Below are 23,879 nucleotides of genomic sequence, written 5' to 3'. Positions count from 1 at the left end.
GGGCCGGACGGATCGGCGAGGCCGTCCCCGCCGCTCCCCCCGGCCGTCCGGAATCAGCGGCCCTCGGTGACGGTGAATCCCTGCTGCTCGGCGTAGGTCACGAGCGTCTGCTGCAGCGCGTCGAGCGCGTCGTCGGCGCTGGAGCTCCCCGAGGCGATCGCCGCCCAGGTCTTCGCCTGCTCGTCATAGGCGTAGGTCTGGAACGGCGACCACTGGTAGCCGGCGTACCCCTGGGAGGCCGGGACATAGACCTCGTTGACCTTCTGCCCGCCGAAGAAGGGGTCCTCACGATCGAGGAACCAGTCGGCCTCCAGGGCGGCGGTGTAGGTGGGGAACAGGGCGGCCTGTTCGACGCCGATCTTCCAGGCCTCCTCCGAGTCGAAGAGCCCCATGGCGACCTCGGCTGCCAGGGCCTTGTCCGAGGCCTGCGTCGTGACCGCGAAGGAGGAGCCGCCCTGATTGACCTCCACGGGATCCGAGGCGTCCCACTGCGGAAGAGGGGCGACCTGCCACACGGCGTCCGAGTCCGCTCCCGAGGCCCCCTGGAGGTAGCCGGAGGCCCACGCTGCTCCCGGATAGGTGGCATAGGCGCCGCCCACGGTGTTCGTCGTCCAATCGGTGGTGTTGGCGTCGTCAGCCGCGACAAGGCCCTTCTGGATGAGATCGCTCCAGTACCCCATGACCTTCTTGCTGGCCTCGCTGTTGACGTCGAGGGCGACCTGGTCGCGCTGGGCAGCGTCGAAGCCATACAGATCCGCGCCCGCCTGCGCGACGAGGGCGACCTGCAGCGCCGTGCCGTTGGGTGGGAAGTCGCAGATGTCACCGCCATATCCCGCGTCCCTCAGCTGCTGCGCGGCATCGGCGAACTCCTCCCACGTGGCCGGGACCTCGACCCCGTACGCGTCGAAGATGTCCTTGCGGTACATCATCGCCATGGGGCCCGCGTCCACGGGGATGGCATAGACGGCATCGCCATTCGTCACGTCCTTCCACGCGCCTTCGGTGTACTTTCCGGCGGCGTCATTCGCGCCATATCCGGAGATGTCCTCCAGGGCGTTCTGCATGATGAACGTCGGAAGGACTTCGTATTCGAGCATGATGACATCGGGAGCGCCCGTTCCCGCTTGGATCGCGGTCGAGAACTTCGAGTATTCGTCCAGTCCTTGACCGGTGTTGTTCCAACAGACCTGCACATCCGTGTGGGTCGAGTTGAATGCGTCGACCACCTGTTCGAACTTCGGATACCACGCCCAGACGCTCACCTGCGGGGCATCCGAGTGGACGATCGCGTTGGAGCAGGAGGCCCCCGATCCGCCGCTCTGCGAGCCACCCGATGCCCCCGATTCCTCGCTCCCGCCGCATCCGGCAAGGGCACCGGCCAGCGCGAGGACGACGGCGCCGGAAATGACGGGACGCGCCATTGAATTCCTCATTGGATTCTCCTCAGTCTTCCTCTTCTTGATCATCAGCGTTCAATCCGAGTCGCGCCGCCGGAATTCGGCGGATCGCATTTCTCTGTCCGCCACGGCAGAACCGGCGGAGCGAAGACGACCGTCCAGCTCACATGTCGACGGCCTCTGTCCGAATGGATGATACTTATCAGTATCATCATGGGCAAAAAACATTTATGCCCACATAGAGCCGCGGCGCCTCCCGCACCATGGCGCACGCCATTCCGGGCGGGCATTCCATCCTGTTTGCCTCCCTCTCCTCCCCCTCCTCTCATCCGCGGTCGAAACCGGCCCCCGCGTCAGTTCACAGCCCCTCCGCCAACCGGTAGTACGCCTGGTTCCACCGCAGTTGGTCCCGGAAGCCGCGAGCGGTCGTCGCGTCGTCGATGACCAGCAGTTCCATGCCTGCGATGCGGGCGAACATCTCCCACACCTCGACGTCGATCTGCGTCGACAGAGCCGTGTGATGGGCCCCTCCCGCGCTCAGCCACGCCTCCACCGATGTGGAGAAGTCCGGGGCAGGCTTCCAGACGGCTCGCGCCACCGGCAGGCGCGGCATGTCGTGCGGCGGCTCGACCACCTCGACGGTATTGGCCGTCAGACGGAAGCGATCGCGCATGTCCGCCATCGATACGACCACGCCGGGCGCGGCGTCCGCAGTGAACACCAGGCGCACCGGGTCCTCGCGGTCGCCGATGCCCAGCGGGTGGATCTCGACGCGAGGCGTGGACGTGGTGAGAGAGGGACAGACCTCGAGCATGTGGGCGCCCAGGATCATCTCCTGTCCCTCCACGAGGTTGTAGCAGTAGTCCTCCATCAGGGACGCTCCGCCCGGCAGCCCCTCGCCCATCACCTTCGCGACGCGCACCAGCACCGCCGTCTTCCAGTCGCCCTCGGCGGAGAATCCGAAGCCGTCGCCGGTGAGGCGCTGCACCGCGAGCCCCGGGAGCTGGCGCAGCCCCCCCAGGTCCTCGAAGTTCGTCGTGAACGCCGTGGCGCCGCGTTCCTCCAGGAAGGCGCGGATCGCAGCCTCTTGGCGCGCGGCGTAGCGCAGGGACTCGTGACGCCCCCCGCCCCTGCGTAGTTCGGGAGCCACGTCGTAGCGTTCCTCGTACTCCTCGACGAGGGCGTCCACCACCGGCTCGCCGACGGCGTCGACGGCCGCCACCAGGTCGTTGACGGCCCAGGTGCCGACGGAGACGCCGAGGCGGCGTTCGGCCTCGGTCTTGTCGCCCTCGGTGACCGCGACGCCCCGCATGTTGTCGCCGAAGCGGACCAGGCGCATCTCGTGCGCCGCGGCCCACCCGGCGGCGGCGCGCACCCACTTCTCCACCCGCGCGACGACCCTGGGGTCGGAGGCGTGGCCGACGACGGTCGTCCGGGCCACACCGAGCCGGGTGAGGATGTAGGCGTACTCCCGGTCGCCGTGCGCGGCCTGGTTGAGGTTCATGAAGTCCATGTCGATGGTGTCCCACGGGATCTCCATGGTCGCCTGCGTGGCCAGATGCAGCAGCGGCTTGGAGAGGACCTCCATTCCCCGGATCCACATCTTCGCCGGGCTGAAGGTGTGCATCCAGGCGATGACGCCCAGGACGCGGTCGTCGCCGGAGGCGTCCAGCATCGCGCGCCGGATGGAGTCGGAGTCCTTGAGGACGGGCTTCCACACCACGGGGGCCGGAAGCGCCCCCGAGGCGTTGAGGAGGCGGACGACCTCCCGGGACTGCTCGGCCACGCGGGCCAGCGTCTCCTCGCCGTAGAGATCCTGGCTGCCGGTGTAGAACCACACCTCACGGCCGTCGTAGAAGCTGGACATCACTCGGACTCCTTCTGGGTGCCGACTGAGGAGGTGGCGCCGCCCTCGTCCGGTCCGGCCGAGCCGGAGCCGTGCTGGCCGTAGACGAACTGATAGCGCTCGTAGAGGTGGTCGATGCGGTCCTGGGGGATGGGGATCGGCTCGCCGAGCTGACGAGCGATGTGCACAGTCCGCGCGACCTCCTCGACCATGACGGCGGCCTTGACGGCGTCGCGGGCGTCCCTCCCGATGGTGAACGGCCCATGGTTCTGCATGAGCACCGCCCGGCTGCGCGAGCGTTCGAGAGTGTGGACGATCCCCTGCCCGATCGAGTCGTCTCCGATGAGGGCGAACGGGCCCACGGGGATGTCTCCGCCGAACTCGTCGCCCATCATGGTGAGCACGCAGGGGATGGGCTCGCCCCTCGCGGCCCACGCCGTCGCGTAGGTGGAATGCGTGTGGACCACGCCCCCGACCCGGGGCATGTGCCGGTAGACGTAGGCGTGCGCCGCTGTGTCCGAGGAGGGCGCCCCCTCACCGAGGACGGGCTCGCCGTCGAGGGTGCACACGATCATGGACTCCGGGGTCAGCTCGTCATAGGGAACGCCCGAGGGCTTGATGACGAGAAGGTCCTCGGAGCCGTCGGCGGCCCGGCCGCGCACCCGCTGGGAGGCGTTGCCGGCCGTCCACACGACCAGCTCCCACCGCAGGAGCTCCGCGTTCTGCGCGGCGACGGTCTCGCGGGCGCCGCGGACAGAGCTCACACAAGCATCGTCCCACGTGCCAGGTTGACGAGGGTCCATCTTCAAGCCTCCTTGCCGATGCGCCCCGTCAGCCGACGACTCCATCGCAGCCCACCCGGGACGCAGTGTGCCTGCCCATAAGGTTAACGTTCACACGCCGCGGATGTCCAGCGTGTCGGAGGAGTCACCCCGACGGATCGGGCGGCTACGGCCGTCGGGGCCGATGAGGCCCACGCGCCCCGACATCGCGGAGGCGCGGGGGCGCCGTCGAGGCCCGCACGACGAGCTCGGCGGGAACCGTGACGGGCTCGACCCGGGAGTCCCCGCGTATCGCCCGCACCATCGTCTGGACCACTTGGTCGCCCAGAGCGGAGAAATCCTGACGAACAGTCGTCAGGCGCGGAAGGTAGAACGCCGTGCCCGGGGCGTCATCGAAACCGACGACGGAGACATCCTCGGGCACCCTCAGACCGACGTCGTGGAAGGCGTGGATGAGCCCCAGCGCGATGTCGTCGTTTGCCGCGAAGACCGCCGTCGGCGCGCCTTCGCGCGCCATCTCGGCCCCCGCGTCGTAGCCCGTCTGCGCATCCCATCCCCGCACCGACGACTCGCGGGCCGGCAGGGACACCTCGGACAGGGACTCGCGCCAGGCGGCCTCGCGCGCCTGCGCCTCGAACCAGTCCGCGGGACCGGGAACGTGGGCGATGTCCCGGTGTCCCAGGTCGATGAGGTGCTCGACGGCCGCCCGGGCGCCGCCGTGCTGATCGACGCTGACGGGAGTGACGCCGCCTGCCAGCGGGGTGGTCCTGCGGGCCGTGACCGCGACGACGGGCACCGGGACGTCGAGGGCGGACAGGTCGCGAGCGATGTCCTCCGTCGGTGCGAACACGACCAACCCCTCGGCTCCCAGACGAAGGAAGTGGTCGACGGCCGCGGTGACCGTGTTCCCGGAGATGCCGCTGACAGGCGCCACCCCGGTGAAGTACCCGGCGCGGCGGGCCGCCAGCTCGACGGCCAGCAGCATCGAGCTCGGCCCGTAGGCCACCGACGTCGTCGTCACGAGGCCCAGGATCTCCGTCCTGCCCGTCACAAGCGCGCGCGCCATCGAGTTGCGGTGGTAACCCAGCTCGCCGATCGCTTGGAGGACCCGTTCACGGGTGTCCGGGGCGACCTTGCCGAATCCGTTGATCACGCGCGACACCGTCTGATGGGAGACGCCGGCGCGGGCGGCGACATCGATCATCGACGGTGGCCGGCCGCCTCGCGAACCCACGCCCATGGACTCTCCTCGCCACCCGTCTGCCGCCAGCCTGTCGACATCCATCGTGGCACACGCCGGCGCCGCGACAATGCCAGGCGCGCGATCGCGTCAGGGAAGGAACGCGTCCCGAGGCTCGGCGATCCGCCCTGCCTGGGGCAGAGGCCCCGGGAAGCAGGAGTCTCCCCCCGGTCAAGGCGGTGACCGGGGAGACACAGTGTGACAAGCGATTCGACCTCGTTGTCGCACGCTCACACTATACGTCACGCCAGCCCGGACATGTGCGCAGGTGGACAGGGATTGGCGCCCACCCCGCCCGGCGAGCGCCAACCCCATTCACGGTACGAGACCCGCCGCCGCTTCGTGACCGAACGGTCTGATTGTTGCCGGGTTCACCCCTGCTTGGCGCAGGTCACACGTCGCCGGAGGCAAGCCATGGGCGCGGATCCAGAGCGGCTTTCCCCGTGGTCAACCGAGGCGCGTCGGCACGGCGCTGGGTCAGCCGCCCCGGACGGGACCGCGTCTCCCACCGGTGTGGAACCGGCAGCACAGAATGCCGCCACCTGGACGCCGGGCACCTCCCGCTCCGCCTCCATGACCTGCGCACATGTCGGCGTCCATCCGAGCGACCCACCTGGCTCCCCGCGCACTCTGTGCCGCGCCGGCGCGGCGCACCATCTCCGGCGGGGTCTCCGGCCATGGCAGGCCGGCCCTCAGATGCCGCACGCACACCCGGCAGTCGCGGACAAACCGCTTCTTTTCACAGGAAAACCCCGGAACCATGCGGTTCCGGGGTATCCCAGTGTGGAGATGGGGGGAATCGAACCCCCGTCCGACGGCCGGCCCCGAGTGATTCTCCGGGCGCAGTCTGCGAGACATTTCTCAGCCCCCGGCGCCGTGCAGACCCGGCCTCCGGATGGGCTCAGTCAGCTGAGTGTCGATGCGGACCCGCTGACGCGGTCCGCACCCAGTGGCTCCCTGAGCGACGCCAGGATCCGGGCTGGGAGCACCACCCGGGCTGACGGACTAAAAGTTCAGGCTGCTATCAGGCAGCGAGAACGTAGTCGGTGCGATTCTGTTCGGCACCTATTGGTTTGCACGCATCGTTCACGAGCTGAGCGCGCGTCCTCGACCCGCTTCCCCTCGATCGACGACCGCCGTCGAAACCGATCATCCCCTGTTCACTTCTTCAACACCCCGACATCAGTTCCCTGCGCCGGGCCCACCAGCATACCGGCCACGCCCTCGCCGATCAACAGCGCGGGGCCCGGTCCCCGCCCTCGGCGAAAGCGCTCAGTGCACCGCCTGCCTCGTGTAACGGCGCATCGCGCGCTCCGCCTCGCGCCGGTCCTGCGCCTCGCGCAGAGCCTGGCGCTTGTCCCACTCCTGCTTGCCCCGGCCGAGCGCCACCTCGACCTTCACGCGCCCGCCGACGAAGTAGAGCTCCAGGGGGATGATCGTGTACCCCTTGGCCGCGACCTTTTGCTCCATGCGCACGATCTCCGACTTGTGCAGGAGCAGCTTGCGTTTGCGGGTGGGCGCGTGGTTCGTCCACGAGCCCTGCGCGTACATCGGGATGTTCGCCCCGTACAGCCAGGCCTCGCCGTCCTTCGCCTCGACCCACGCGTCGACCAGGGACGCGCGCCCCATGCGCAGCGCCTTGACCTCGGTCCCCATGAGGGCCAGCCCCGCCTCCCAGCGCTCCTCGACCTCGTAGTCGTGCAGGGCCTTCTTGTTGCGCGCGATGGTCTTCTTCGCATCCGAGGCGGCCTTGCGCCGCTCCCCCTCGGTGGGCTTCGATTTCTTCCACTCCTTGGGCATGATCCCTCCCTCCCGCATCGACGAGGGCGACCCCTGCTGGACGAGCCGCCCGCGCCCCGCGCCCGTGGGCTGCCGGGCGCTCAGGGCAACCGCACGATTCTCCTACAGATAGTCCATCGGGTCAACGTCGGAACCATCCATCATCAGCGACAGGTGCAGGTGGCATCCGGTGGCGTAGCCGGTGGCCCCCACCAGTCCGACGACGCTGGAGCGGTCGACCTGCTGCCCGACGGAGACCAGGGGCTGCTGGAGGTGGACGTAAGCGCTGACCCAGGAGTGCCCGTCGATCATCCCGTGGTTGACATAGACGACGTTGCCGCCCGCCGTCTCCACCGTCACCGCGATGACCTGGCCGGGCGCGATCGGAAAGGCGTTCGTCCCGCAGCCCGCCGCGAAGTCCGTGCCGTTGTGGTATTTCTGGACGCCCAGCACCGGGTGCATGCGCCACCCGAAGGGCGACGTGATCTGCAGGGCCACGGGAAGAGGGCTGGAGAACATCCCGCCGTCGGTGGTGTAGACCCGCCCCTGCGCCCGGTTCTGCGCATCGATGTCGGCGAGCTTGCGGCTCTGGGCGTCGTACTCGGCCTGCCAGGCGTCCAGCTGGTCGGAGGCCGCGGTTTTCTGGGACTCCCACTGCTCTTTCTTGTCCTGTGCCTGCGACTTGAGGCCCGCGAGCTCCGCGACCTTCGACTGAGCGGTGGACTGCGCCGTTTCCGCGGCGTCGGCGGCGTCCTTCGCCTTCTGTTCCAGGGCCGAGATCCGCTCGGTGACGGCTTTCTGCTTCTCCGCTTGGTTCTGCTGGACGACCTCGGCGTTGCGGGCGTCCGCCAGCACCTTGTTCTGCGATCGGGCGAGGGCCTCCGCCGCGGAGGCTCGGTCCGCGATGTCCTGGGTGGAGGACCCGGTCATCGCGACCGCCATCGGCGATTCCACCTCGCCGCGGTACATCTCGCGGGCGAGGGCGGCCACGGCCTCCGAGGCCTGCGTCTGCTGATTGCGCGAACGCGCGATCGCCGTGTCCAACCGGTCGCTCTCCGCCTGAGCGGACTCCAGCTGGTCCAGGGCCACCTCGTGCTCGCGCGTGGCCGCGGTGTAGGCGCTCTGAGCGCCGGCGAGCTCCTGCTGGGCGACGGGGATCTGGGTGTTCAACGCGTCCAGGTCCAGGTAGACCTGCGCCAGGTTCGCGTCGATGTCGCCCAGCTGGTTCTTGAGGTCCTCGACGTGGGCGGCGGACTCCTGCTGCTTCTGGGCCACCGCATCGCGGTCGTCGTCCTCGGCCAGCGCCGCGCCGGCGGACGCCACGCACAGCGCGCCGCTCAAGCCGCACACGGCCAGCGCCGCCGCGAGGCGGCGCCGTCCTCGTGAACGGGCGGCTCGCGCGGAGGGGGGCCTCTCTGCCATGGCCGTTCCTCCTCAGACCTTCGTGTACTTCGTCAGCGAGACGGCCGACGCCACCAGGGACAGCGCCAGCGCCGCGAGGACCAGGAAGGGCGCGAGGATCCAGACCTCCCGCGCGCCCACGAAGGCCGTCCACTGGAAGGCCTGGGCCAGCCAGCCGTCGATGATGAAGTGGACGCCGGCCAGCAGCGCCGCCACCGCCAGGACGGCTCCGCCCAACGCCGCGAGCGCCCCCTCGATCATGAACGGAGCCTGGATGAACAGGGCCGAGGCGCCGACCAGGCGCATGATCGAGGTCTCCTCCTCGCGGCTCATCGCGGACAGGCGGATCGTCGTCGTGATGAGCAGCACGGCCGCCACGACCATCACGCCGGCGAGCCCCAGCGCCATCACCTTCGCGCGGTCGATGACCTGGAACAGGGGCTCGACGATCTCACGCTGGTCCTGGACCTGGGAGACCCCGTCCATCCCGGAGAACTCTTCCGCGATGATCGAGTACTGCTCGGGGTCCACCAGCTTGACGCGGAAGGACACCTGGAGCATGTCGGCCGTGGTCCACTGGCCCAGCGACGAGTCCCCGTACTGCTTCTGGAAGTTCTCGTAGGCCTCTTCCTTCGACTCCTCGTACATCGTCTTGACGTATGGCTTGAGGTCGGCGGAGTTCAGCTTGTCGCGCACGGCGGCGATCTGGTCATCGGTGGCCTCCGCGCCATCGCAGTCCGCGTTCTCGTCGTCGATGGCGCACATGTAGATCGAGACCTCGATCTTGTCGTACCACTCGTCCTTCATGCGGTCGATCTGCATCTGCGCGATGCCGGCCACGCCGACGAACAGCAACGACACAAAGGTGACGATGATGACCGCCACCGACATCGCGCGGTTGCGGGTGAGCCCCTTGCCGACCTCCGAGAGGATGAAACGCAGCTTCATCGGTTCACCTCGCCGCCCCGTAGACGCCACGGGCCTGGTCACGGATGACGTCGCCGTCCTGGAGCTCGATGACGCGCTTGCGCATCTGGTTGACGATGTCCGCGTCGTGGGTCGCCATCACGACGGTCGTCCCCGTCCGGTTGATGCGGTCCAGCAGCCGCATGATTCCCAGGCTCGTGTCGGGGTCCAGGTTGCCGGTGGGCTCGTCGGCCAGGAGCAGCTGCGGGCGGTTGACCATGGCGCGCGCGATCGCCACGCGCTGCTCCTCGCCGCCGGAGAGCTCGTGGGGCAGGCGCTTCTCCTTGCCCGACAGCCCGACGAGGTCCAGCGTCTCGGGCACCGCGGTCTGGATCGCGTGCCGCGGCCGGCCGATGACCTGCATGGCGAGCGCGATGTTCTCGTAGACCGACTTGTTCGGCAGGAGCCGGAAGTCCTGGAACACGGTGCCGATCTGGCGCCGCAGCTTCGGCACCGCCCAGCGCGACAGCTTGCCGACGTCCTGGCCCAGGACCCACACGTGCCCCGACGTCGCCGAGATCTCGCGCATCACCAGCTGGAGGAAGGTCGACTTGCCGGAACCGGACTTGCCGACGAGGAACACGAACTCCTCGCGCTCCACCTCCAGCGACACGTCCTCCAGGGCCGGACGCGCGCCCGGGGCGTAGACCATCGTCACGTGGTCGAATCGAATCATGGCACCATCTCGATCAGGGGCTTCAGTCACTGGCCAGAGTAGGTGCCCCCCAGGGCGACCCCGTTCAGCGACACGCGAACCCGGCGCGGTTCGCAGGCGCGAGGCCGCGGCCGGCCCGCCCCCGTCTCAGCTCTCGGCGTTCTGCTGGTTCTTGCGCCAGCGGATCCCCGCGTTGATGAAGCCGTCGATGTCGCCGTCGAAGACGGCCTGCGGATTGCCGGACTCGTACTCGGTGCGCAGGTCCTTGACCATCTGGTAGGGCTGGAGGACGTAGGAGCGCATCTGGTCGCCCCAGCTGGCCTTGACGTCCCCGGCCAGCTCCTTCTTCTTGGCTTGCTCCTCCTCGTGGCGCAGGACCAGGAGGCGGGACTGCAGCACGCGCAGCGCGGCGGCGCGGTTCTGGATCTGAGACTTCTCATCCTGCATGGACACGACGATGCCGGTGGGCAGGTGGGTGATGCGCACGGCGGAGTCCGTCGTGTTCACGGACTGACCGCCGGGACCCGAGCTGCGGAAGACGTCGATGCGCATGTCCGTCTCGGGGATGTCGATGTGATCCGTGTCCTCGATGAGCGGGATGACCTCGACGGCGGCGAAGGAGGTCTGCCGGCGGCCCTGGTTGTCGAAGGGGCTGATGCGCACGAGGCGGTGCGTCCCGCCTTCGACGGACAGCGTTCCGTAGGCGTAGGGCGCCTGGACCTCGAAGGTCGCGGACTTCAGTCCGGCCTCCTCCGCGTAGGAGGTGTCCATGACCTTCGTGGGATAGCCGTGGCGCTCGGCCCAGCGCAGGTACATGCGCAGGAGCATCTCCGCGAAGTCGGCGGCGTCGACGCCGCCCGCGCCCGAGCGGATCGTGACGACGGCGTTGCGCTCGTCGTACTCCCCGTCCAGCAGGGTGCGGATCTCCAGGTCCGCGAGGTCCTCCTTGAGGCTCGCGAGGTCCGTCTCCGCCTCGGCGAGGACCTCCTCCGCCTCGTCGGGGTCCTCCTGCGCCATCTCGACCAGCGCCTCCAGATCGTCGATGCGCCCGGTCATGCGCGTGACGCGCTCCAGGTCCGCCTGACGGTGGCTGAGCTCGGAGGTCACGGCCTGCGCGCGCTCGGTGTCGTCCCAAAGGTCGGGGGCGGACGCCTTCTGCGACAGCTCCGCGATCTGGGTGCGCAGGACGTCGGGCTGCGTCACGGCGAGGATGTTCTCCATCGACTGGCGCAGGGCATGGATCTCTTCAGGAAACTCGATGGCCACCCGCCCAGCGTAGTCGATGGCCCGCCGCCCGCCCGCGGCCCCGGCTCCGGGAGGCCGGCGGCACGCACGGCGGGGCGCCTGCCCGCGCCCCGATCGCGCAGCGACCGGGAATAGACCGGGTCGCCGCGCGTTCACACCTATTATGAAGAGAATCGGCTTCCTCTCCTTCGGCCACTGGAGCGACGTCCCGGGGTCCCAGGTCCGTTCGGCCTCGGACTCCCTGCTCCAGTCCGTCGAACTCGCTGTCGCCGCCGAGGAGGTCGGAGCCGACGGGGCATTCTTCCGGGTCCATCATTTCGGACGCCAGCTGGGCTCCCCCTTCCCACTGCTGGCCGCCGTGGCGGCGCGGACCTCCCGCATCGAGATGGGCACCGGCGTCATCGACATGCGCTATGAGAACCCGCTGTACATGGCGGAGGAGGCCGGGGCGACCGACCTCATCAGCGGCGGACGGCTGCAACTGGGCATCTCCCGCGGCTCGCCCGAGCAGGCGGACCGCGGCTACCGCTACTTCGGATACGTACCGGAGGAGGGCTCCACCGACGCGGAGATGGCCCGCGCCCACACCACGGTCCTCCTGGAGGTCCTCAAGGGCCGCGGTTTCGCCACGCCGAGTCCGCGCCCGATGTTCCCGAACCCGCCGGGCCTGCTCCGCATCGAGCCGTACTCCGAGGGGCTGCTCCACCGCGTGTGGTGGGGCGCCGGATCGCGGGCGACCGCTGAGTGGGCGGCCGGGGAGGGCATGAACCTCATGAGCTCGACGCTTCTCACCGAGGACACCGGCGTCCCCCTGCACGTCCTGCAGGCCGAGCAGATCCGCCAGTACCGCGCGGCCTGGGCGGAGGCCGGCTGGGACTGGGAGCCCCGTGTCGCTGTGACCCGCTCGATCTTCCCGATCGTCTCGGAGGAGGACCGTCGCCTCTTCGGCGGTCAACGTGACGACGAGGACCAGGTCGGCATCATCGACGGCGGCGCGGCCCGCTTCGGGCGCAGCTACATCGGCGAGCCCGACGAGCTGGTGGTCGACCTCGCCCGCGACGAGGCGATCGCCGAGGCCGACACGTTGATGCTCACCGTGCCGAACCAGTTGGGCGTCGGCTACAACGCCCACGTGCTCGAGGCGGTGCTGGCGCACCTGGCGCCGCAGCTGGGGTGGCGCTGAGACGCGCACGGATGCGGATGCCGGGGGCCGGGCCGACCGGACGACAATGGTCGGGTGACCGCCTCAGATCGGATGCGCCCAGGCACCACGGAGGAGCCGCCCTCGTGGGAGCCCATTCCGGCCGCACTCGAACGGCTCAGCCGTTCGACGTTCCGTTCTCGCTTCCATCTGAGCGCCACCGACAAGGCCTATGCGCGGGCCAAGGGGCGCGAAACGGTCGTCCGGCACGCCCGCGAGCTGCTCGCGGGGAGGATCGGGGACGCGCGCCCGCGCAACGATGGCAGGCAGACGCCGATGCGCGGGCACCCCGTCTTCATCGCCCAGCACGCGACCGCGACCTGCTGCCGCGGATGCCTCGCGAAGTGGCACCGCATCGCCCCCGGACACGACCTCTCCGAGGCGGAGCTCGACCATCTCGTCGACCTGGTCATCGCCTGGATCGAGGCCGAGCTGCGCGCGGAACGGTGACCCGAGCCGGCCGGGCAGAATTGCACCTACTGTCCATATGCGATATAAACAGCATGTGCGCATCGTCCTGTCCAAGACCTCCGGAACCCCGCTCTACGAGCAGATCGTCGACCAGGTCCGCACCGCGATCCTGACCGGCGGCCTGCGCGCCGGAGACCCGCTGCCGTCGCTCCGCCAGCTGGCGCGCGATCTCGAGGTCAGCCTCATCACGACGACGCGCGCCTACAACGATCTGGCCTCGCAGGGGCTGATCGCGAACCATCAGGGCCGGGGCAGCTTCGTCCTCCCCCTCGACCCGGAGCTCGTCCGCCGCCGGCTGGAGGCGCGCCTCGACGAGCAGGCGGCGGCCCTGGTCGCCACCGCACGCCTGGCGGGCATGCTCCCCTCCGACCTGCACGAAAGGATTGATTCCGCATGGACCTCCGCGACGTCGTGACCTCCCCGGGGCCCACCGCCCCCTCACCGGTCGGCGTGCCGTCCCCCCTCCCGGCACGCGCCGCCGACGCGGCGATCTCGTTGGAGGGGGTGACCAGGCGCCAGGGGTCCTTCGCCCTCGGCCCGCTCGACGTCGTCGTCCCGCGCGGCCTCGTTACCGGCTTCGTCGGGCCCAACGGCGCGGGCAAGACGACGACGATCAGGACGATCCTGGGCATGGCCTCGCCCGACGCCGGCGTCGTCGACGTCCTCGGCGCGCCCCCGGGCACCCGGCAGGACCGCCTCGGCGTCGTCCTCGACACCCTGGCGCTGGCCCCCGGGTGGACGCCTCTCTCTGCGGCGCACGTCATCTCCCGCTTCTACCCCGCCTGGAACGATGCCCGGATGCGGGACCTTCTCAGACGCTTCGAGATCCCCGCCGGGACCCGTGTCTCGGACCTCTCGCGCGGACAGCGCGTCAAGCTGAGCCTCGCGCTCGCACTCGCCCACGATCCCGAGCTGCTCGTCCTCGACGAGCCGACCAGCGGGCTGGACCCCGTCGCCCGCCTCGACGTCCTCGACGTCTTCCGCGAGTTCATGGTCGCCCCCACCCACACCGTCCTCTTCTCCACCCACGTCCTGTCGGACCTCGATCGCATCGCCGACAGGCTGGTCGTCATCTGCTCTGGGCGGATCGCCTTCGCCGGGACGCCCGACGCCCTCGCCGAGACCTACGCGATGGTCCGGGGCGCCCGCGACGACCTCACGCCTCGCGCCGCCGCCTCGCTGATCGGCGCGCGCCTCTCCCCCTCCGGGACCTTCGAGGGCCTGATCCGCACCTGCGACACGGCCCTGTTCCCCCCGAGCGCGCTCATCGAGTCCCCGGCGCTCGACGAGGCGGTCGCCGCCTGGGCCCGGAACGCCGACAGCCCCGCGGGTGCCCCGCGAACCGCCGCCGCCCGTCCGGGAGAGGAGCGCTGACATGGGCCGTCTCTTCGCCTTCGTCCGTCTCGACGCGTCCGCGTTGAGGGGGAACGCCCTGTCCTTTGGCCTTATCGGGCTCTTCGCCACGGCCATGGCCTGGATGGGATCCGACAGGGAGCCGCTGGTCGCCGTGCTGGTCCCGATGGCGCTCGCCGCCTTCACCCCCATGCACTTCTTCGCGTCCGACGAGCGCGGGCACCTCGACGTCCTCTTCTCGGTCCTGCCGATCGGGCGACGCCAGGTGGTGGCGGGGCGCTTCCTCGGAATCGCCCTGCTCCTCGCGCTCATCGCGGCGACCTCCGCGGCGGCCGCCGGCCTCATCGCCCGCGTCGTCGGCGCGCCCCTGCCGGCACACGACCTCGCTGCCGCGCTCGCGATGTCGGTGGCGGCGGCGAGCGTGCTGATCGGCGTCCAGGTCCCCGTCTACTTCGGTCTCGGGATGGCGCGCACACGGGCGTGGCCGCAGCTGGCGATCCTGCTCGTCTTCTTCGGCGGCTCCTGGGCGGCCGGCCGCCTCGACGGCGTGCCGCAGTGGGCGACCCAGGCCGTGGGATCGGCATGGCTCCCACCGGCGGCCATGGCCGTCGCGGTCCTGGTCCTCCTCGTCTCCTGCGCCGTCTTGACGCGCCTGTACACCCGCCGCTCCCTGTGACCGCCCGGACGACCACCCGGAGGCCATGCGCGCACCATGCGCTCGCCTTCAGCGCCACCTCGCCCGCCGTCGCGACCCGAGCCGCTCGCCTCGACACCCAAGCATGTGCCAAGCGCTCTCAAAGAGTTCACAATTCGGTTGACAGCTCGTGTCCAAGCCGCCGAACTGCCACGATGGGCGGGTGGCGCATCCAGAGATTGAGCGACTGTCCGAGTCCCTGCGACCCCAGTACGAGGCCGTGCTGAAGCGCAACCCCGGCGAACCGGAGTTCCTCCAGGCCGTCTTCGAGGTCCTGCTCAGCCTGGGCCCGCTGGCCCAGCGCCGGCCGGAATACGCGCAGTGGTCCATCCTCCAGCGCATGTGCGAGCCCGAGCGCCAGATCATCTTCCGCGTCCCCTGGGTCGATGACTCGGGGGCCGTCCAGGTCAACAGGGGGTTCCGGGTGGAGTTCAACTCCGCGCTTGGCCCCTACAAGGGCGGGCTCCGCTTCCACCCCTCCGTCAACCTGTCGATCATCAAGTTCCTGGGCTTCGAGCAGGTCTTCAAGAACTCGCTGACCGGCATGCCGATCGGAGGCGGCAAGGGGGGATCCGACTTCGACCCGAAGGGGAAGTCGGACGCCGAGGTCATGCGCTTCTGCCAATCCTTCATGACCGAGCTCCAGCGCCACATCGGCCCGACCACCGACGTCCCCGCCGGTGACATCGGCGTGGGCGGACGCGAGATCGGCTACCTGTTCGGCCAGTACAAGCGCATCCAGAACCGCTACGACTCCGGTGTGCTCACGGGCAAGGGCCTGACCTGGGGCGGCTCCCTGGTGCGCACCGAGGCCACCGGCTACGGCCTGGTGTTCTTCGTCGAGGAGATGCTCAAGGCCGCCGGCCAGACGATGGACGGCCAGCGGGCCGTCGTCTCCGGTTCCGGCAACGTCGCCCTCTACGCGATTGACAAGGTCCAGCAGCTGGGCGGCACGGTCGTCGCCTGCTCCGACTCCGCCGGCTACATCGTCGACGAGGCCGGCTTGGACTTCGAGCTGCTCCGCGACATCAAGGAGGTCCGCCGCGGCCGCGTCCGCGACTACGCCGAGGAGAAGGGCGGATCCGTCGGTTACGTCGAGGGCGGCTCGATCTGGGACGTCCCCTGCGACCTCGCCCTGCCGTGCGCGACCCAGAACGAGCTGGACGCGGATGCCGCCGGCGCGCTGATCGGCAACGGAGTCCGGCTGGTCGCCGAGGGAGCCAACATGCCGACCACGCCCTCGGCCATCGACACGCTGCGCGCAGCGGGCGTGCTCTATGCCCCGGGCAAGGCCTCCAACGCTGGGGGCGTCGCCACCTCCGCCCTGGAGATGCAGCAGAACGCGAGCCGGGACACCTGGACCTTCGACTACACCGAGCGGCGCCTCGAGACCATCATGGATGACATCCACCACCGGTGCCTGGCCACCGCCGACGAGTACGGCGTGCCCGGCGACTACGTCGCCGGCGCCAACCTGGCGGGGTACACCAAGGTGGCCGACGCGATGGTGGCGATGGGCGTCATCTGAGCCCCGCGGCCTGGCGGGGCCCGCCAGAGCGACCGCCCGGCCCGGATCCGCGACCCGCGCGTCAGGAGGCGCCGATGGAACCCTCCGGCTTGGCGAGCACCGGCATCTCCGGGCTCGACCGGACGATCGACCGACTGCGCCTGGGCGACAACGTCGTGTGGCAGGTCGACTCGGTCGCTGATTTCGAGGAGGTCAGCGCCCCCTTCGTGCGCCGCACGCTGGCCGAGGGACGCCAGGTGCACCGGCTGCGCTTCCGAGCCTCCGCGCCGGCGGCCAGGGGCGCCCTCGTCGCGGAGAGCGGGGCCGGGGCCCCGCCCGGGGACGGGGACGAGGACGGAACCACCACCGGGGGGACGGTCACGCACGTGCTCGACCCCTCCGAGGGCTTCGAGGCGTTCACGACGCACGTGCACCGCCTCATCCACCGGCTCGGCGCGGCGGCGCGCTACGTCGTCGACCCGCTCACCGCGCTGGAGGACGCGTGGCACTCCGACGCGATGGTCGCGAACTTCTTCGCCGTCACCTGCCCCCTCCTGTTCCAGCTGGACACCGTCGCCTACTTCTGCCTGGTGCGGGGACGGCACGCGCCCCGCACCATCGCGACCGTCCGCGACACCACCCAGGTCCTCTTCGAGCTCCACCGCATCGACGGGCGCCTCTACGTCCACCCTCTCAAGGTGTGGGCGCGGTACTCGCCGACGATGTTCTTCCCGGCGCGCCTCGACGGCGACGAAGTCCGGCCGATCACCTCCTCGGTGGAGGCCTCCCGGCTGTTCGCCGCCCAAGACGGGCGCACCGGGATCATCGATCCCTGGGCGCAGGCCGTCGACGCCGGGGACCGCGGGGCCCTGATCGCCCTGCTGGTCGGGACCGACCGGGACGACCGGATCGCGGCGCTGTGCCGCCGGTGGATGACCCGCGAGGACCTGGTCGCCATCGCGCGCCGCGTCGTCGGCACCGGGCGCATCGGCGGCAAGAGTGTCGGCATGCTGCTCGCGCGCGCGATCCTCCGACGCTCGCCCGCTTTCCCTCGCCGCGACGGGGACGCTCCGGCGGAGCGCCTGGCCGACCGGTTGGAGCCCCACGACTCCTTCTTCATCGGCTCCGACTTCTTCTACTCCTACGTCGTGGCCAACGGCTGGTGGCAGCTGCGGATGCGCCAGAAGGAGCCCGGGCGCTTCCTCGACGCCGGTGCGGAGCTCCACGACCGCCTGCTGACCGGCGCCTTCCCGCCCGCGATGCGCGACGAGTTCTGGCGCGTCCTCGACCACTTCGGGCAGTCCCCGATCATCGTGCGGTCCTCCTCCCTGCTGGAGGACGGCTTCGGCAACGCCTTCGCCGGCAAGTACGACTCTGTCTTCCTGGCGAACCAGGGCTCGCCCGAGGACCGCGAGCGCGCCTTCGAGGACGCCGTCCGACAGGTCTATGCCTCCTCGATGTCGCCCGAGGCCCTGGCCTACCGACGGACGCGCGGCCTGGAGTTCCGCGACGAACAGATGGCGATCCTGGTTCAGCGCGTCTCCGGGGACCGGCACGTGGTGCCGGCCGGGCCGGACGGCGCGGACGAGACCCTCTTCCTCCCCCACGCGGCCGGGGTCGCGAACTCCTCGAATCTGTACACGTGGTCGCCCGACCTGGATCCCGACGCCGGGATGCTCCGTCTGGTCGTCGGGCTGGGCACCCGCGCCGTCAACCGCACGGGGCGCGACTACGCGCGGGTCGCCGCCCTCGACGCGCCCCTGTCCGGCCCCTCCTGGGACGGGGAGGGCGGGCGGGCCTCCGCGCGCACCACGCAGCACCGGCTCGACGCGCTGCTCTTGTCCCGGGCCGGCTCCCCCGGGCCGTCGGCCGGGGGCCTTCCGGCGTGCGCGGTCCCGCCGGAGGAGGCGCCCGCCCCGCCCGCCGTGGTCACGCGACCCGTCAGCCTGCTCCGGGGACTCGGCCTCGCCGACGCCTGGAGGCTGTTCGCCTCCCCCGACGAGGAGGCGCGCCGGCGTCTGCGCGAACTCGGGCGCGATCCCGACATGGCCTCGGATCTCATCGATTTCCGGGGTCTGCTCGCGCCGGGCACGGGGTTCACCGGGTGGATGCGCTCAGCGCTGACCGCTCTGCGCACCGCCTACGACCATCCCGTCGACGTCGAGTTCACCCTCAACATCGACGCCGACGGCTCGTGGCGCGTCAACGTCGTCCAGTGCCGGCCCCTCCAGACACGCGGGCCGTCCTCGTCGGCAGGGACGGTGTCCGTCCCCGAGGACCCGGGCGACGCGCTCGTCGCCCTGCGCGGGCACTTCATGGGCGGTTCCGCCGCGCTTCCCCTCACCCACGTCATCCTGGTGCGCCCCGAGGCCTATGCCGAGTTGGGCGCTCGGGATCGCCACGAGGTCGCCCGCAAGGTCGGCGCCGTCACCCGCGCCCTCCGGGAGTCCCCGGTCCCGGCCTCCGCCCTGCTCCTGGGGCCCGGACGGTGGGGCACGACGACCCCTTCCCTGGGCGTGCCGGCGCATTTCGCGGAGATCGCAACGGTCGCGGCTCTCGGGGAGCTCGCCGGCGGCGCCGAGGACTTCCGCCCCGAGCTGTCCTGGGGCAGCCATTTCTTCCAGGACTTGGTCGAGGCCGGCATCTTCTACCTCGCCATCGACCCGGAGGTACCGGGCACCGCCTTCCGGCCCAGCCGGGTGCTCGACCGGCCGAACCTGCTGGCCGGCCTGGTCCCGGACGCCGCGCCTCTGGCGGATGTGCTCCATGTCGCTGCCACGGACGGCATGGAGCTGCGCGCCGACGTCGTCTCGCAACGGGTCCTCTGCCGCTGACGGGGACGGGGACTCCGGCGAGGACGCGGCCCGGTCCGTGGAGTGCGCGCGGCCCGGAGTCTTGGCACACTGGAGGCATGCCGGAACGCGCTGACCACAGTTACGAGGACCTGCTCGCCCGCGTCATGGCGGAGGGCTCGGCGAAGGGCGACCGCACCGGGACCGGGACGCGCTCGGTCTTCGGCGCCCAGCTGCGCTACGACCTCGATCGGGGGTTCCCCCTCGTCACCACCAAGAGGGTCCATCTGAGGTCCGTCGTCGGCGAGCTGCTGTGGTTCCTCTCAGGGGATTCGAACGTGCACTGGCTCCAGGAGCATGGCGTGCGCATCTGGAACGAGTGGGCCGACGAGGGCGGCGAGCTCGGCCCCGTCTACGGCGTCCAGTGGCGCCGGTGGACGGCCCCCGACGGGCGCCACATCGACCAGATCGCCCGAGTGCTGGAGACCCTGCGCACCGACCCGGACTCCCGTCGCATGGTCGTCTCGGCATGGAACGTCGCGGACCTGCCCCGCATGGCGCTGGAGCCCTGTCACGCCTTCTTCCAGCTCTACGTCGCCGACGGGCGCCTCAGCCTGCAGGTCTACCAGCGCTCCTGCGACATGTTCCTCGGCGTGCCCTTCAACATCGCCAGCTACGCCCTGCTCGCCCACATGTTCGCCCAGCAGGCGGACCTCGCGGTGGGCGACCTCGTGTGGACGGGCGGCGACTGCCACATCTACGACAACCACGTCGACCAGGTGCGCGAGCAGCTCTCGCGCGAGCCCTACCCCTTCCCGCGCCTCGAACTGCGTCGGGCGCCCTCGATGTTCGACTACGACTTCGACGACGTCGAGGTCGTCGACTACCGTCACTGGCCGACCATCAAGGCTCCGGTGGCGGTGTGAACGGCGACAGGGATCCGGCCGCGCGCGGACGGGGCGGCGCCGCCGGCCCGTCCGCGTCGGACCGGCCGCCTCTCGCCTCGATCTGGGCGCAGGACCGCACGCGCGTCCTGGGGTCGGGACACGGGATGCTCTGGCACGTCCCGGCGGACTACCGGCATTTCCGCTCGTCGACCGTGGGCTGCCCCGTGTTGATGGGCCGGGCGTCGTGGGAGTCGCTGGGCGGCGCGCTCCCCGACCGCGCCAACATCGTCATCACCCGCACGCCCGGGTACTCCGCCCCCGGCGCCCTCGTGGTGGGATCGCTGGAGGAGGCCATCGACGAGGGCGTCTCCGCTGCCCGCAGGGACGGCGCCCCCACGGTGTGGGTGACGGGCGGCGGCAGGGTCTACGCGGAGGCCATGAGCGTGGTCGACGAGCTGGTCGTCACCGATCTGGACCTGGACGTCGTGGCCGGCGGCTGGGGCGGCCCGGTCGTGCGCGCCCCGCGGATCGATCCCGAGCTGTGGGCCGTCGATGAGACGCGCTCCGACGGCGACTGGCGACCGGTGTCCGGCGAGGCCCGATGGCGTGTCACGACGTGGATCCGCCGCCGCTGACGTCGTCCCGGCCCCCCGCCGCGACCTCCGGCGCCGTGAGCAGACGGGGCGACTGCTCCACCGCATGCGTCTCGGGGATCACTTTGGACTCGTCGAGCACCTGGAGCCGCCGCGCGGTGACGAGCACCCGCGTCTCCAGGGAACCGGCGAACCTGTTCCACGCCTCAACGGCCTTCCCCAGGCTGGAGCGCATCGACTCCGCGTGCCCGGCCAGCGCCCCGATGCGGTCGTAGAGCTGGCGGGAGAGGTCGAAGAGCTCCTTCGCCTGGTCGGTGAGGACCTGCTGCTGCCAGGCGTACCCGACCGTGCGCATGACCGACCACAGCGTCACCGGGGACGCCAACGCCACCTTCTTCCCGAACGCGTAGTCCAGCAGCGGGGGATCGGCCTCGAGAGCCGCCGAGAGCAGGGACTCCGAGGGGATGAAGGCGATGACGAAGTCCGGGCTGGCGTCCAGCGCCTCCCAGTAGGCCCTCTTCGCTAGCGCGTCCACGTGGGCGCGCAGGGCCTTGACGTGGGCCGTCATGAGCTCCTCGCGGCGACGGCCCTCCTCCCCGCCGGCGCCGGCGGGGATCTCCATCGCCCGGATGTAGGAGTCGAAGGGGACCTTCGCGTCGATGGGGAGCGACTTGCCGCCCGGCAGGTGCAGGACCATATCGGGGCGCTTGCGCCCCTCCTCCGTGGGCACCGAGGACTGGACATCGAAGTCGACGTGCTCGACCAGTCCGGCGGACTCGACGATGTTGCGCAGCTGGGCCTCCCCCCACGCCCCGCGCACCGAGGTGTTGCGCAGCGCCGCCTCCAGGGCGCTCGTGGCGGCCCTGAGCCGGTGGTCGGCGTCGCGCGCCTGGGCCATCTGCGCCTCCAGGGAACCGTACTGGCTCTGCCGCTGCTGCTCCATCTGGGTGATCGCGGCCTGCATGGCGGCGAGCCGGTCCTGGACGGGCGCCAGGGCCTCGAGCACCCGCCCGCGCTCCCGCTGCTCGCGGAGCGCCCGCTGGGAGTCCGCGGCGAGCGTCTGCTCGCGCGCCTGCGCCTGTTCCTCGATACGCGCCTCCAGGTCGGCCCGCCTGCGCTCGACCAACTCGATCTGCTCGCGCCAGTGGGACTCCCGCTCCTGGCCGGACCGCTCCATGGCGTCGATCGTGGCCCGCGCGGCCGCGAGATCCGCGGCCGTCTCCGACCGGCCCGAACGAGCCCCGCCCACCCACCCCAGGATGGCGCCCGCCGCGACGCCCGCGCACACCGCCACCACGATCATCATCCACGTCATGCCGACAGGGTACGAGGCGGCGCCGGCATCTGGAGGGCGGGCCCCGCCCGACGCGATCCGGGCAGGCCGACGCGGCTGGTCCCTCACACGGCGAAGACCACCACGCCCGTCGCCGAGGCGACGCCGGCGGCGCCGGAGACGAATCGGCGCACATCGAGCAGCTGCCCCTCGGCCAGCATGGGCTCGCCCTCGCCGGCGGCACCCGACCAGTGCAGGGCGAGATCCGGCTCAGGAGCCCAGGTCCGCCCCGGCGGCATGACGACCACGGCCGCGGCACGCACCCGGGGATCTCCGTCGCGCCGCACGATGACATCGCGCACTTCCTGGAGACGCTCCACGGTGCGGGCCAGGAGGCGGCACCGCCTCTCGGAGGCGCAGAAGGTCAGCGTGATGACGGCGTCGCCGCCCGACAGGCCCGACGCGATCGAGTCGACGCTCACGCCTCGGGTGGAGAAGACCCCCGCGAGGTCCGACACCACCCCGGAGCGGTCCGCCGTCCGGATGACGGCCACCCACCCCGGATCGGCGCCGCCGTCCTCATCGCGATCCGCCATCGGACACCTCCCCGTGTAGGGCGCGCACACCGAACGGATGCGCCGTTGCGCGGCCAGGAGCAGCGCCTCCTCGTCGGGCGCGAGGCCCTTGAGGAGCACGCCGGACCAGCCCTCCGGCCCCAGGACGACCGGGACGCCCAGCACTCCCCGGACGGGCGCCCCGCCCAGGGCGATCTCCCCGTCGAGGGCCACCTGCCCGGCGACGACGATGTCCCGGCCGTCCATGAGCGTGGACACGAGCTCCACCGTGGCGTTCGCCGTCCCGGCGGCGGTGCGCGCCCCCGACTGGTGGGTCATCCACGGGCCCACCACCATGCGGAGGTCGGGCGGCAGGGACTCGACCAGGTCGAACGCGGCGCCCATGTCGCGTCCCGCCGCCTGGGTGAGTCGAGCCTGGGCTTCGGCGATCTCCGCGGCGAAGCCGTCCAGGGGCCTCGGACCGCGCACGCGCGCGACCGCCGAGGCGCGCTCGGCGGGATCCAGACCCGCCACGCGAACCGTCGACCACAGGGGGACCACGCCGTTGCCGTGCTGGCCGCCCGCGAAGCCCGAGATCCGGTGGCGGCGGACGCCCAGCGACTGGGCGATCTCGCGGCGCATCCGCAGGGTGTCCAGCCACGCGCCCATGCCCACGACCCGATGCCGGCCCAGGGCCTCCGCGAACACGGCGACCCCGAGCTCCACCGGGTTGGTCACCATGATGACGACCTCGTGGCCGGAGCCGTTGCGGGCCAGCGCATCGGCGTAGACGTGGAGGAGTCGGGCGTTCTCGCGCGCCAGGGCATCGCGGTCCGAGGATGCGCCGGGGCGGTCGGGGGCGGTCGCGCCGGCGGCCACGATGATGACATCGGCGACGACGTCCTGCGGCCGCGTGGCGACGTCGATGAGGGGCGCGACCTCGTCATAGGCGTCCAGGAGATCGGCGCACAGCCCGTGGACGGCGGGGCCGGAGCGCCCGCCGTCGCGGCCGACGAGCTGCAGTCGGGACGATGCCGGAAGCACGTGGCGCTCGATGAGCTGGAGGCAGACGGCGCGCCCCACCGCCCCGGTCGCGCCGATCACAGCCACATCCATGACTGGAACTATAGACCGGTTTGGTGATCCCTTGACTGTTGGGTGGAGTGGGGCAGAGGACTCCGATGCGATCCGGGACCCCGGAGCCCAAGCGGCGCGCCCGGGGCCCCGGCCCCGGGTCGGCGGG

At 70.8% G+C, this 23,879-nt stretch carries 20 protein-coding genes and 1 other RNA gene; 9 read left to right on the top strand and 12 right to left on the bottom strand.

Going from position 1 to position 23,879, the window contains the following annotated elements; genetic code table 11:
• Positions 1-53: 53 nt before the first annotated feature.
• The 10 genes from ACFQWG_RS00790 to prfB all read right to left on the bottom strand — a co-directional run bounded on the left by ACFQWG_RS00790 (position 54) and on the right by prfB (position 11,332).
• On the bottom strand, positions 54-1,433 hold the full coding sequence (locus ACFQWG_RS00790) for an ABC transporter substrate-binding protein (RefSeq protein ID WP_380971253.1): 1,380 nt from the start codon (positions 1,431-1,433) through the stop codon (positions 54-56).
• A gap of 322 nt (positions 1,434-1,755) precedes the next feature.
• Positions 1,756-3,264 (bottom strand): L-arabinose isomerase, encoded by a 1,509-nt coding sequence (gene araA, locus ACFQWG_RS00785; protein WP_380971251.1) that lies wholly within the window; start codon positions 3,262-3,264, stop codon positions 1,756-1,758.
• Positions 3,264-4,046 (bottom strand): L-ribulose-5-phosphate 4-epimerase, encoded by a 783-nt coding sequence (locus tag ACFQWG_RS00780; protein WP_380976147.1) that lies wholly within the window; start codon positions 4,044-4,046, stop codon positions 3,264-3,266. Before ACFQWG_RS00780 ends, araA begins: the two co-directional genes overlap by 1 nt.
• A gap of 145 nt (positions 4,047-4,191) precedes the next feature.
• Positions 4,192-5,265, bottom strand: a complete 1,074-nt coding sequence (locus ACFQWG_RS00775; RefSeq protein WP_380971249.1) for a LacI family DNA-binding transcriptional regulator — start codon at positions 5,263-5,265, stop codon at positions 4,192-4,194.
• A 781-nt stretch (positions 5,266-6,046) separates the two neighbouring features.
• Positions 6,047-6,422, bottom strand: a transfer-messenger RNA (tmRNA) gene (gene ssrA / locus ACFQWG_RS00770).
• 115 nt (positions 6,423-6,537) lie between these two features.
• Positions 6,538-7,065: an SsrA-binding protein SmpB gene (gene smpB, locus ACFQWG_RS00765; RefSeq protein WP_380971247.1), complete on the bottom strand. Its 528-nt coding sequence runs from the start codon at positions 7,063-7,065 to the stop codon at positions 6,538-6,540.
• 102 nt (positions 7,066-7,167) lie between these two features.
• Entirely contained in the window at positions 7,168-8,466 is a 1,299-nt protein-coding gene (locus ACFQWG_RS00760; RefSeq protein ID WP_380971245.1) for a peptidoglycan DD-metalloendopeptidase family protein, read from the bottom strand.
• Positions 8,467-8,478: 12 nt separating this feature from the next.
• On the bottom strand, positions 8,479-9,393 hold the full coding sequence (ftsX, locus tag ACFQWG_RS00755; protein WP_380971244.1) for a permease-like cell division protein FtsX: 915 nt from the start codon (positions 9,391-9,393) through the stop codon (positions 8,479-8,481).
• Between the two features lie 4 nt (positions 9,394-9,397).
• Complete coding sequence (gene ftsE, locus ACFQWG_RS00750; RefSeq protein ID WP_291497436.1) at positions 9,398-10,087, bottom strand: cell division ATP-binding protein FtsE; 690 nt, start codon at positions 10,085-10,087, stop codon at positions 9,398-9,400.
• A 126-nt stretch (positions 10,088-10,213) separates the two neighbouring features.
• Complete coding sequence (gene prfB / locus ACFQWG_RS00745) at positions 10,214-11,332, bottom strand: peptide chain release factor 2 (protein ID WP_380971243.1); 1,119 nt, start codon at positions 11,330-11,332, stop codon at positions 10,214-10,216.
• 142 nt (positions 11,333-11,474) lie between these two features.
• On the opposite strand from prfB, the gene ACFQWG_RS00740 reads away from it, so the two are divergent.
• From ACFQWG_RS00740 to ACFQWG_RS00700, 9 genes are all read left to right on the top strand, one after another.
• Complete coding sequence (locus ACFQWG_RS00740; protein WP_380971241.1) at positions 11,475-12,494, top strand: LLM class flavin-dependent oxidoreductase; 1,020 nt, start codon at positions 11,475-11,477, stop codon at positions 12,492-12,494.
• Between the two features lie 54 nt (positions 12,495-12,548).
• The gene (locus tag ACFQWG_RS00735; protein WP_380971239.1) at positions 12,549-12,962 is read left to right on the top strand and encodes a DUF4186 domain-containing protein; all 414 of its coding nucleotides are present in this window, start codon (positions 12,549-12,551) and stop codon (positions 12,960-12,962) included.
• Positions 12,963-13,017: 55 nt separating this feature from the next.
• Entirely contained in the window at positions 13,018-13,398 is a 381-nt protein-coding gene (locus tag ACFQWG_RS00730) for a GntR family transcriptional regulator (RefSeq protein ID WP_380971237.1), read from the top strand.
• On the top strand, positions 13,377-14,357 hold the full coding sequence (locus ACFQWG_RS00725; RefSeq protein ID WP_380971235.1) for an ABC transporter ATP-binding protein: 981 nt from the start codon (positions 13,377-13,379) through the stop codon (positions 14,355-14,357). The genes ACFQWG_RS00730 and ACFQWG_RS00725 overlap by 22 nt, the downstream gene beginning before the upstream one ends.
• A gap of 1 nt (position 14,358) precedes the next feature.
• The gene (locus tag ACFQWG_RS00720) at positions 14,359-15,012 is read left to right on the top strand and encodes an ABC-2 transporter permease (protein WP_380971233.1); all 654 of its coding nucleotides are present in this window, start codon (positions 14,359-14,361) and stop codon (positions 15,010-15,012) included.
• A 181-nt stretch (positions 15,013-15,193) separates the two neighbouring features.
• Positions 15,194-16,558 (top strand): NADP-specific glutamate dehydrogenase, encoded by a 1,365-nt coding sequence (gene gdhA / locus ACFQWG_RS00715; RefSeq protein WP_380971231.1) that lies wholly within the window; start codon positions 15,194-15,196, stop codon positions 16,556-16,558.
• Between the two features lie 74 nt (positions 16,559-16,632).
• Positions 16,633-19,371, top strand: coding sequence for a PEP/pyruvate-binding domain-containing protein (locus tag ACFQWG_RS00710; RefSeq protein WP_380971229.1), 2,739 nt, complete (start codon positions 16,633-16,635; stop codon positions 19,369-19,371).
• Positions 19,372-19,448: 77 nt separating this feature from the next.
• The gene (locus ACFQWG_RS00705) at positions 19,449-20,255 is read left to right on the top strand and encodes a thymidylate synthase (protein ID WP_380971227.1); all 807 of its coding nucleotides are present in this window, start codon (positions 19,449-19,451) and stop codon (positions 20,253-20,255) included.
• The gene (locus ACFQWG_RS00700; protein ID WP_449329127.1) at positions 20,252-20,851 is read left to right on the top strand and encodes a dihydrofolate reductase; all 600 of its coding nucleotides are present in this window, start codon (positions 20,252-20,254) and stop codon (positions 20,849-20,851) included. The genes ACFQWG_RS00705 and ACFQWG_RS00700 overlap by 4 nt, the downstream gene beginning before the upstream one ends.
• Here ACFQWG_RS00700 and rmuC read toward each other — a convergent pair.
• Both rmuC and ACFQWG_RS00690 read right to left on the bottom strand, forming a co-directional pair.
• Positions 20,826-22,124, bottom strand: a complete 1,299-nt coding sequence (gene rmuC, locus ACFQWG_RS00695; protein WP_380971225.1) for a DNA recombination protein RmuC — start codon at positions 22,122-22,124, stop codon at positions 20,826-20,828. The two genes, ACFQWG_RS00700 and rmuC, sit on opposite strands and share 26 nt — an antisense overlap.
• 83 nt (positions 22,125-22,207) lie before the next feature.
• Positions 22,208-23,752 (bottom strand): lactate/malate family dehydrogenase, encoded by a 1,545-nt coding sequence (locus ACFQWG_RS00690; protein ID WP_380971223.1) that lies wholly within the window; start codon positions 23,750-23,752, stop codon positions 22,208-22,210.
• Positions 23,753-23,879 lie beyond the last annotated feature (127 nt).

The sequence above is a fragment of the Schaalia naturae genome (genome assembly GCF_042665795.1).
Classification (GTDB): Bacteria; Actinomycetota; Actinomycetes; order Actinomycetales; family Actinomycetaceae; genus Pauljensenia; species Pauljensenia naturae.
This window is presented reverse-complemented; position numbering and strand designations above follow the sequence as displayed.

What these genes read in the sequence shown, in the direction of transcription:
- ACFQWG_RS00790 (WP_380971253.1), bottom strand. Translation starts at nt 1,433, where the DNA reads ATGAGGAATTCAATGGCGCGTCCCGTCATTTCCGGCGCCGTCGTCCTC.
- araA (WP_380971251.1), bottom strand. Translation starts at nt 3,264, where the DNA reads ATGTCCAGCTTCTACGACGGCCGTGAGGTGTGGTTCTACACCGGCAGC.
- ACFQWG_RS00780 (WP_380976147.1), bottom strand. Translation starts at nt 4,046, where the DNA reads ATGGACCCTCGTCAACCTGGCACGTGGGACGATGCTTGTGTGAGCTCT.
- ACFQWG_RS00775 (WP_380971249.1), bottom strand. Translation starts at nt 5,265, where the DNA reads ATGGGCGTGGGTTCGCGAGGCGGCCGGCCACCGTCGATGATCGATGTC.
- smpB (WP_380971247.1), bottom strand. Translation starts at nt 7,065, where the DNA reads ATGCCCAAGGAGTGGAAGAAATCGAAGCCCACCGAGGGGGAGCGGCGC.
- ACFQWG_RS00760 (WP_380971245.1), bottom strand. Translation starts at nt 8,466, where the DNA reads ATGGCAGAGAGGCCCCCCTCCGCGCGAGCCGCCCGTTCACGAGGACGG.
- ftsX (WP_380971244.1), bottom strand. Translation starts at nt 9,393, where the DNA reads ATGAAGCTGCGTTTCATCCTCTCGGAGGTCGGCAAGGGGCTCACCCGC.
- ftsE (WP_291497436.1), bottom strand. Translation starts at nt 10,087, where the DNA reads ATGATTCGATTCGACCACGTGACGATGGTCTACGCCCCGGGCGCGCGT.
- ACFQWG_RS00740 (WP_380971241.1), top strand. Translation starts at nt 11,475, where the DNA reads ATGAAGAGAATCGGCTTCCTCTCCTTCGGCCACTGGAGCGACGTCCCG.
- ACFQWG_RS00725 (WP_380971235.1), top strand. Translation starts at nt 13,377, where the DNA reads ATGGACCTCCGCGACGTCGTGACCTCCCCGGGGCCCACCGCCCCCTCA.
- ACFQWG_RS00720 (WP_380971233.1), top strand. Translation starts at nt 14,359, where the DNA reads ATGGGCCGTCTCTTCGCCTTCGTCCGTCTCGACGCGTCCGCGTTGAGG.
- ACFQWG_RS00710 (WP_380971229.1), top strand. Translation starts at nt 16,633, where the DNA reads ATGGAACCCTCCGGCTTGGCGAGCACCGGCATCTCCGGGCTCGACCGG.
- ACFQWG_RS00705 (WP_380971227.1), top strand. Translation starts at nt 19,449, where the DNA reads ATGCCGGAACGCGCTGACCACAGTTACGAGGACCTGCTCGCCCGCGTC.
- rmuC (WP_380971225.1), bottom strand. Translation starts at nt 22,124, where the DNA reads ATGACGTGGATGATGATCGTGGTGGCGGTGTGCGCGGGCGTCGCGGCG.
- ACFQWG_RS00690 (WP_380971223.1), bottom strand. Translation starts at nt 23,752, where the DNA reads ATGGATGTGGCTGTGATCGGCGCGACCGGGGCGGTGGGGCGCGCCGTC.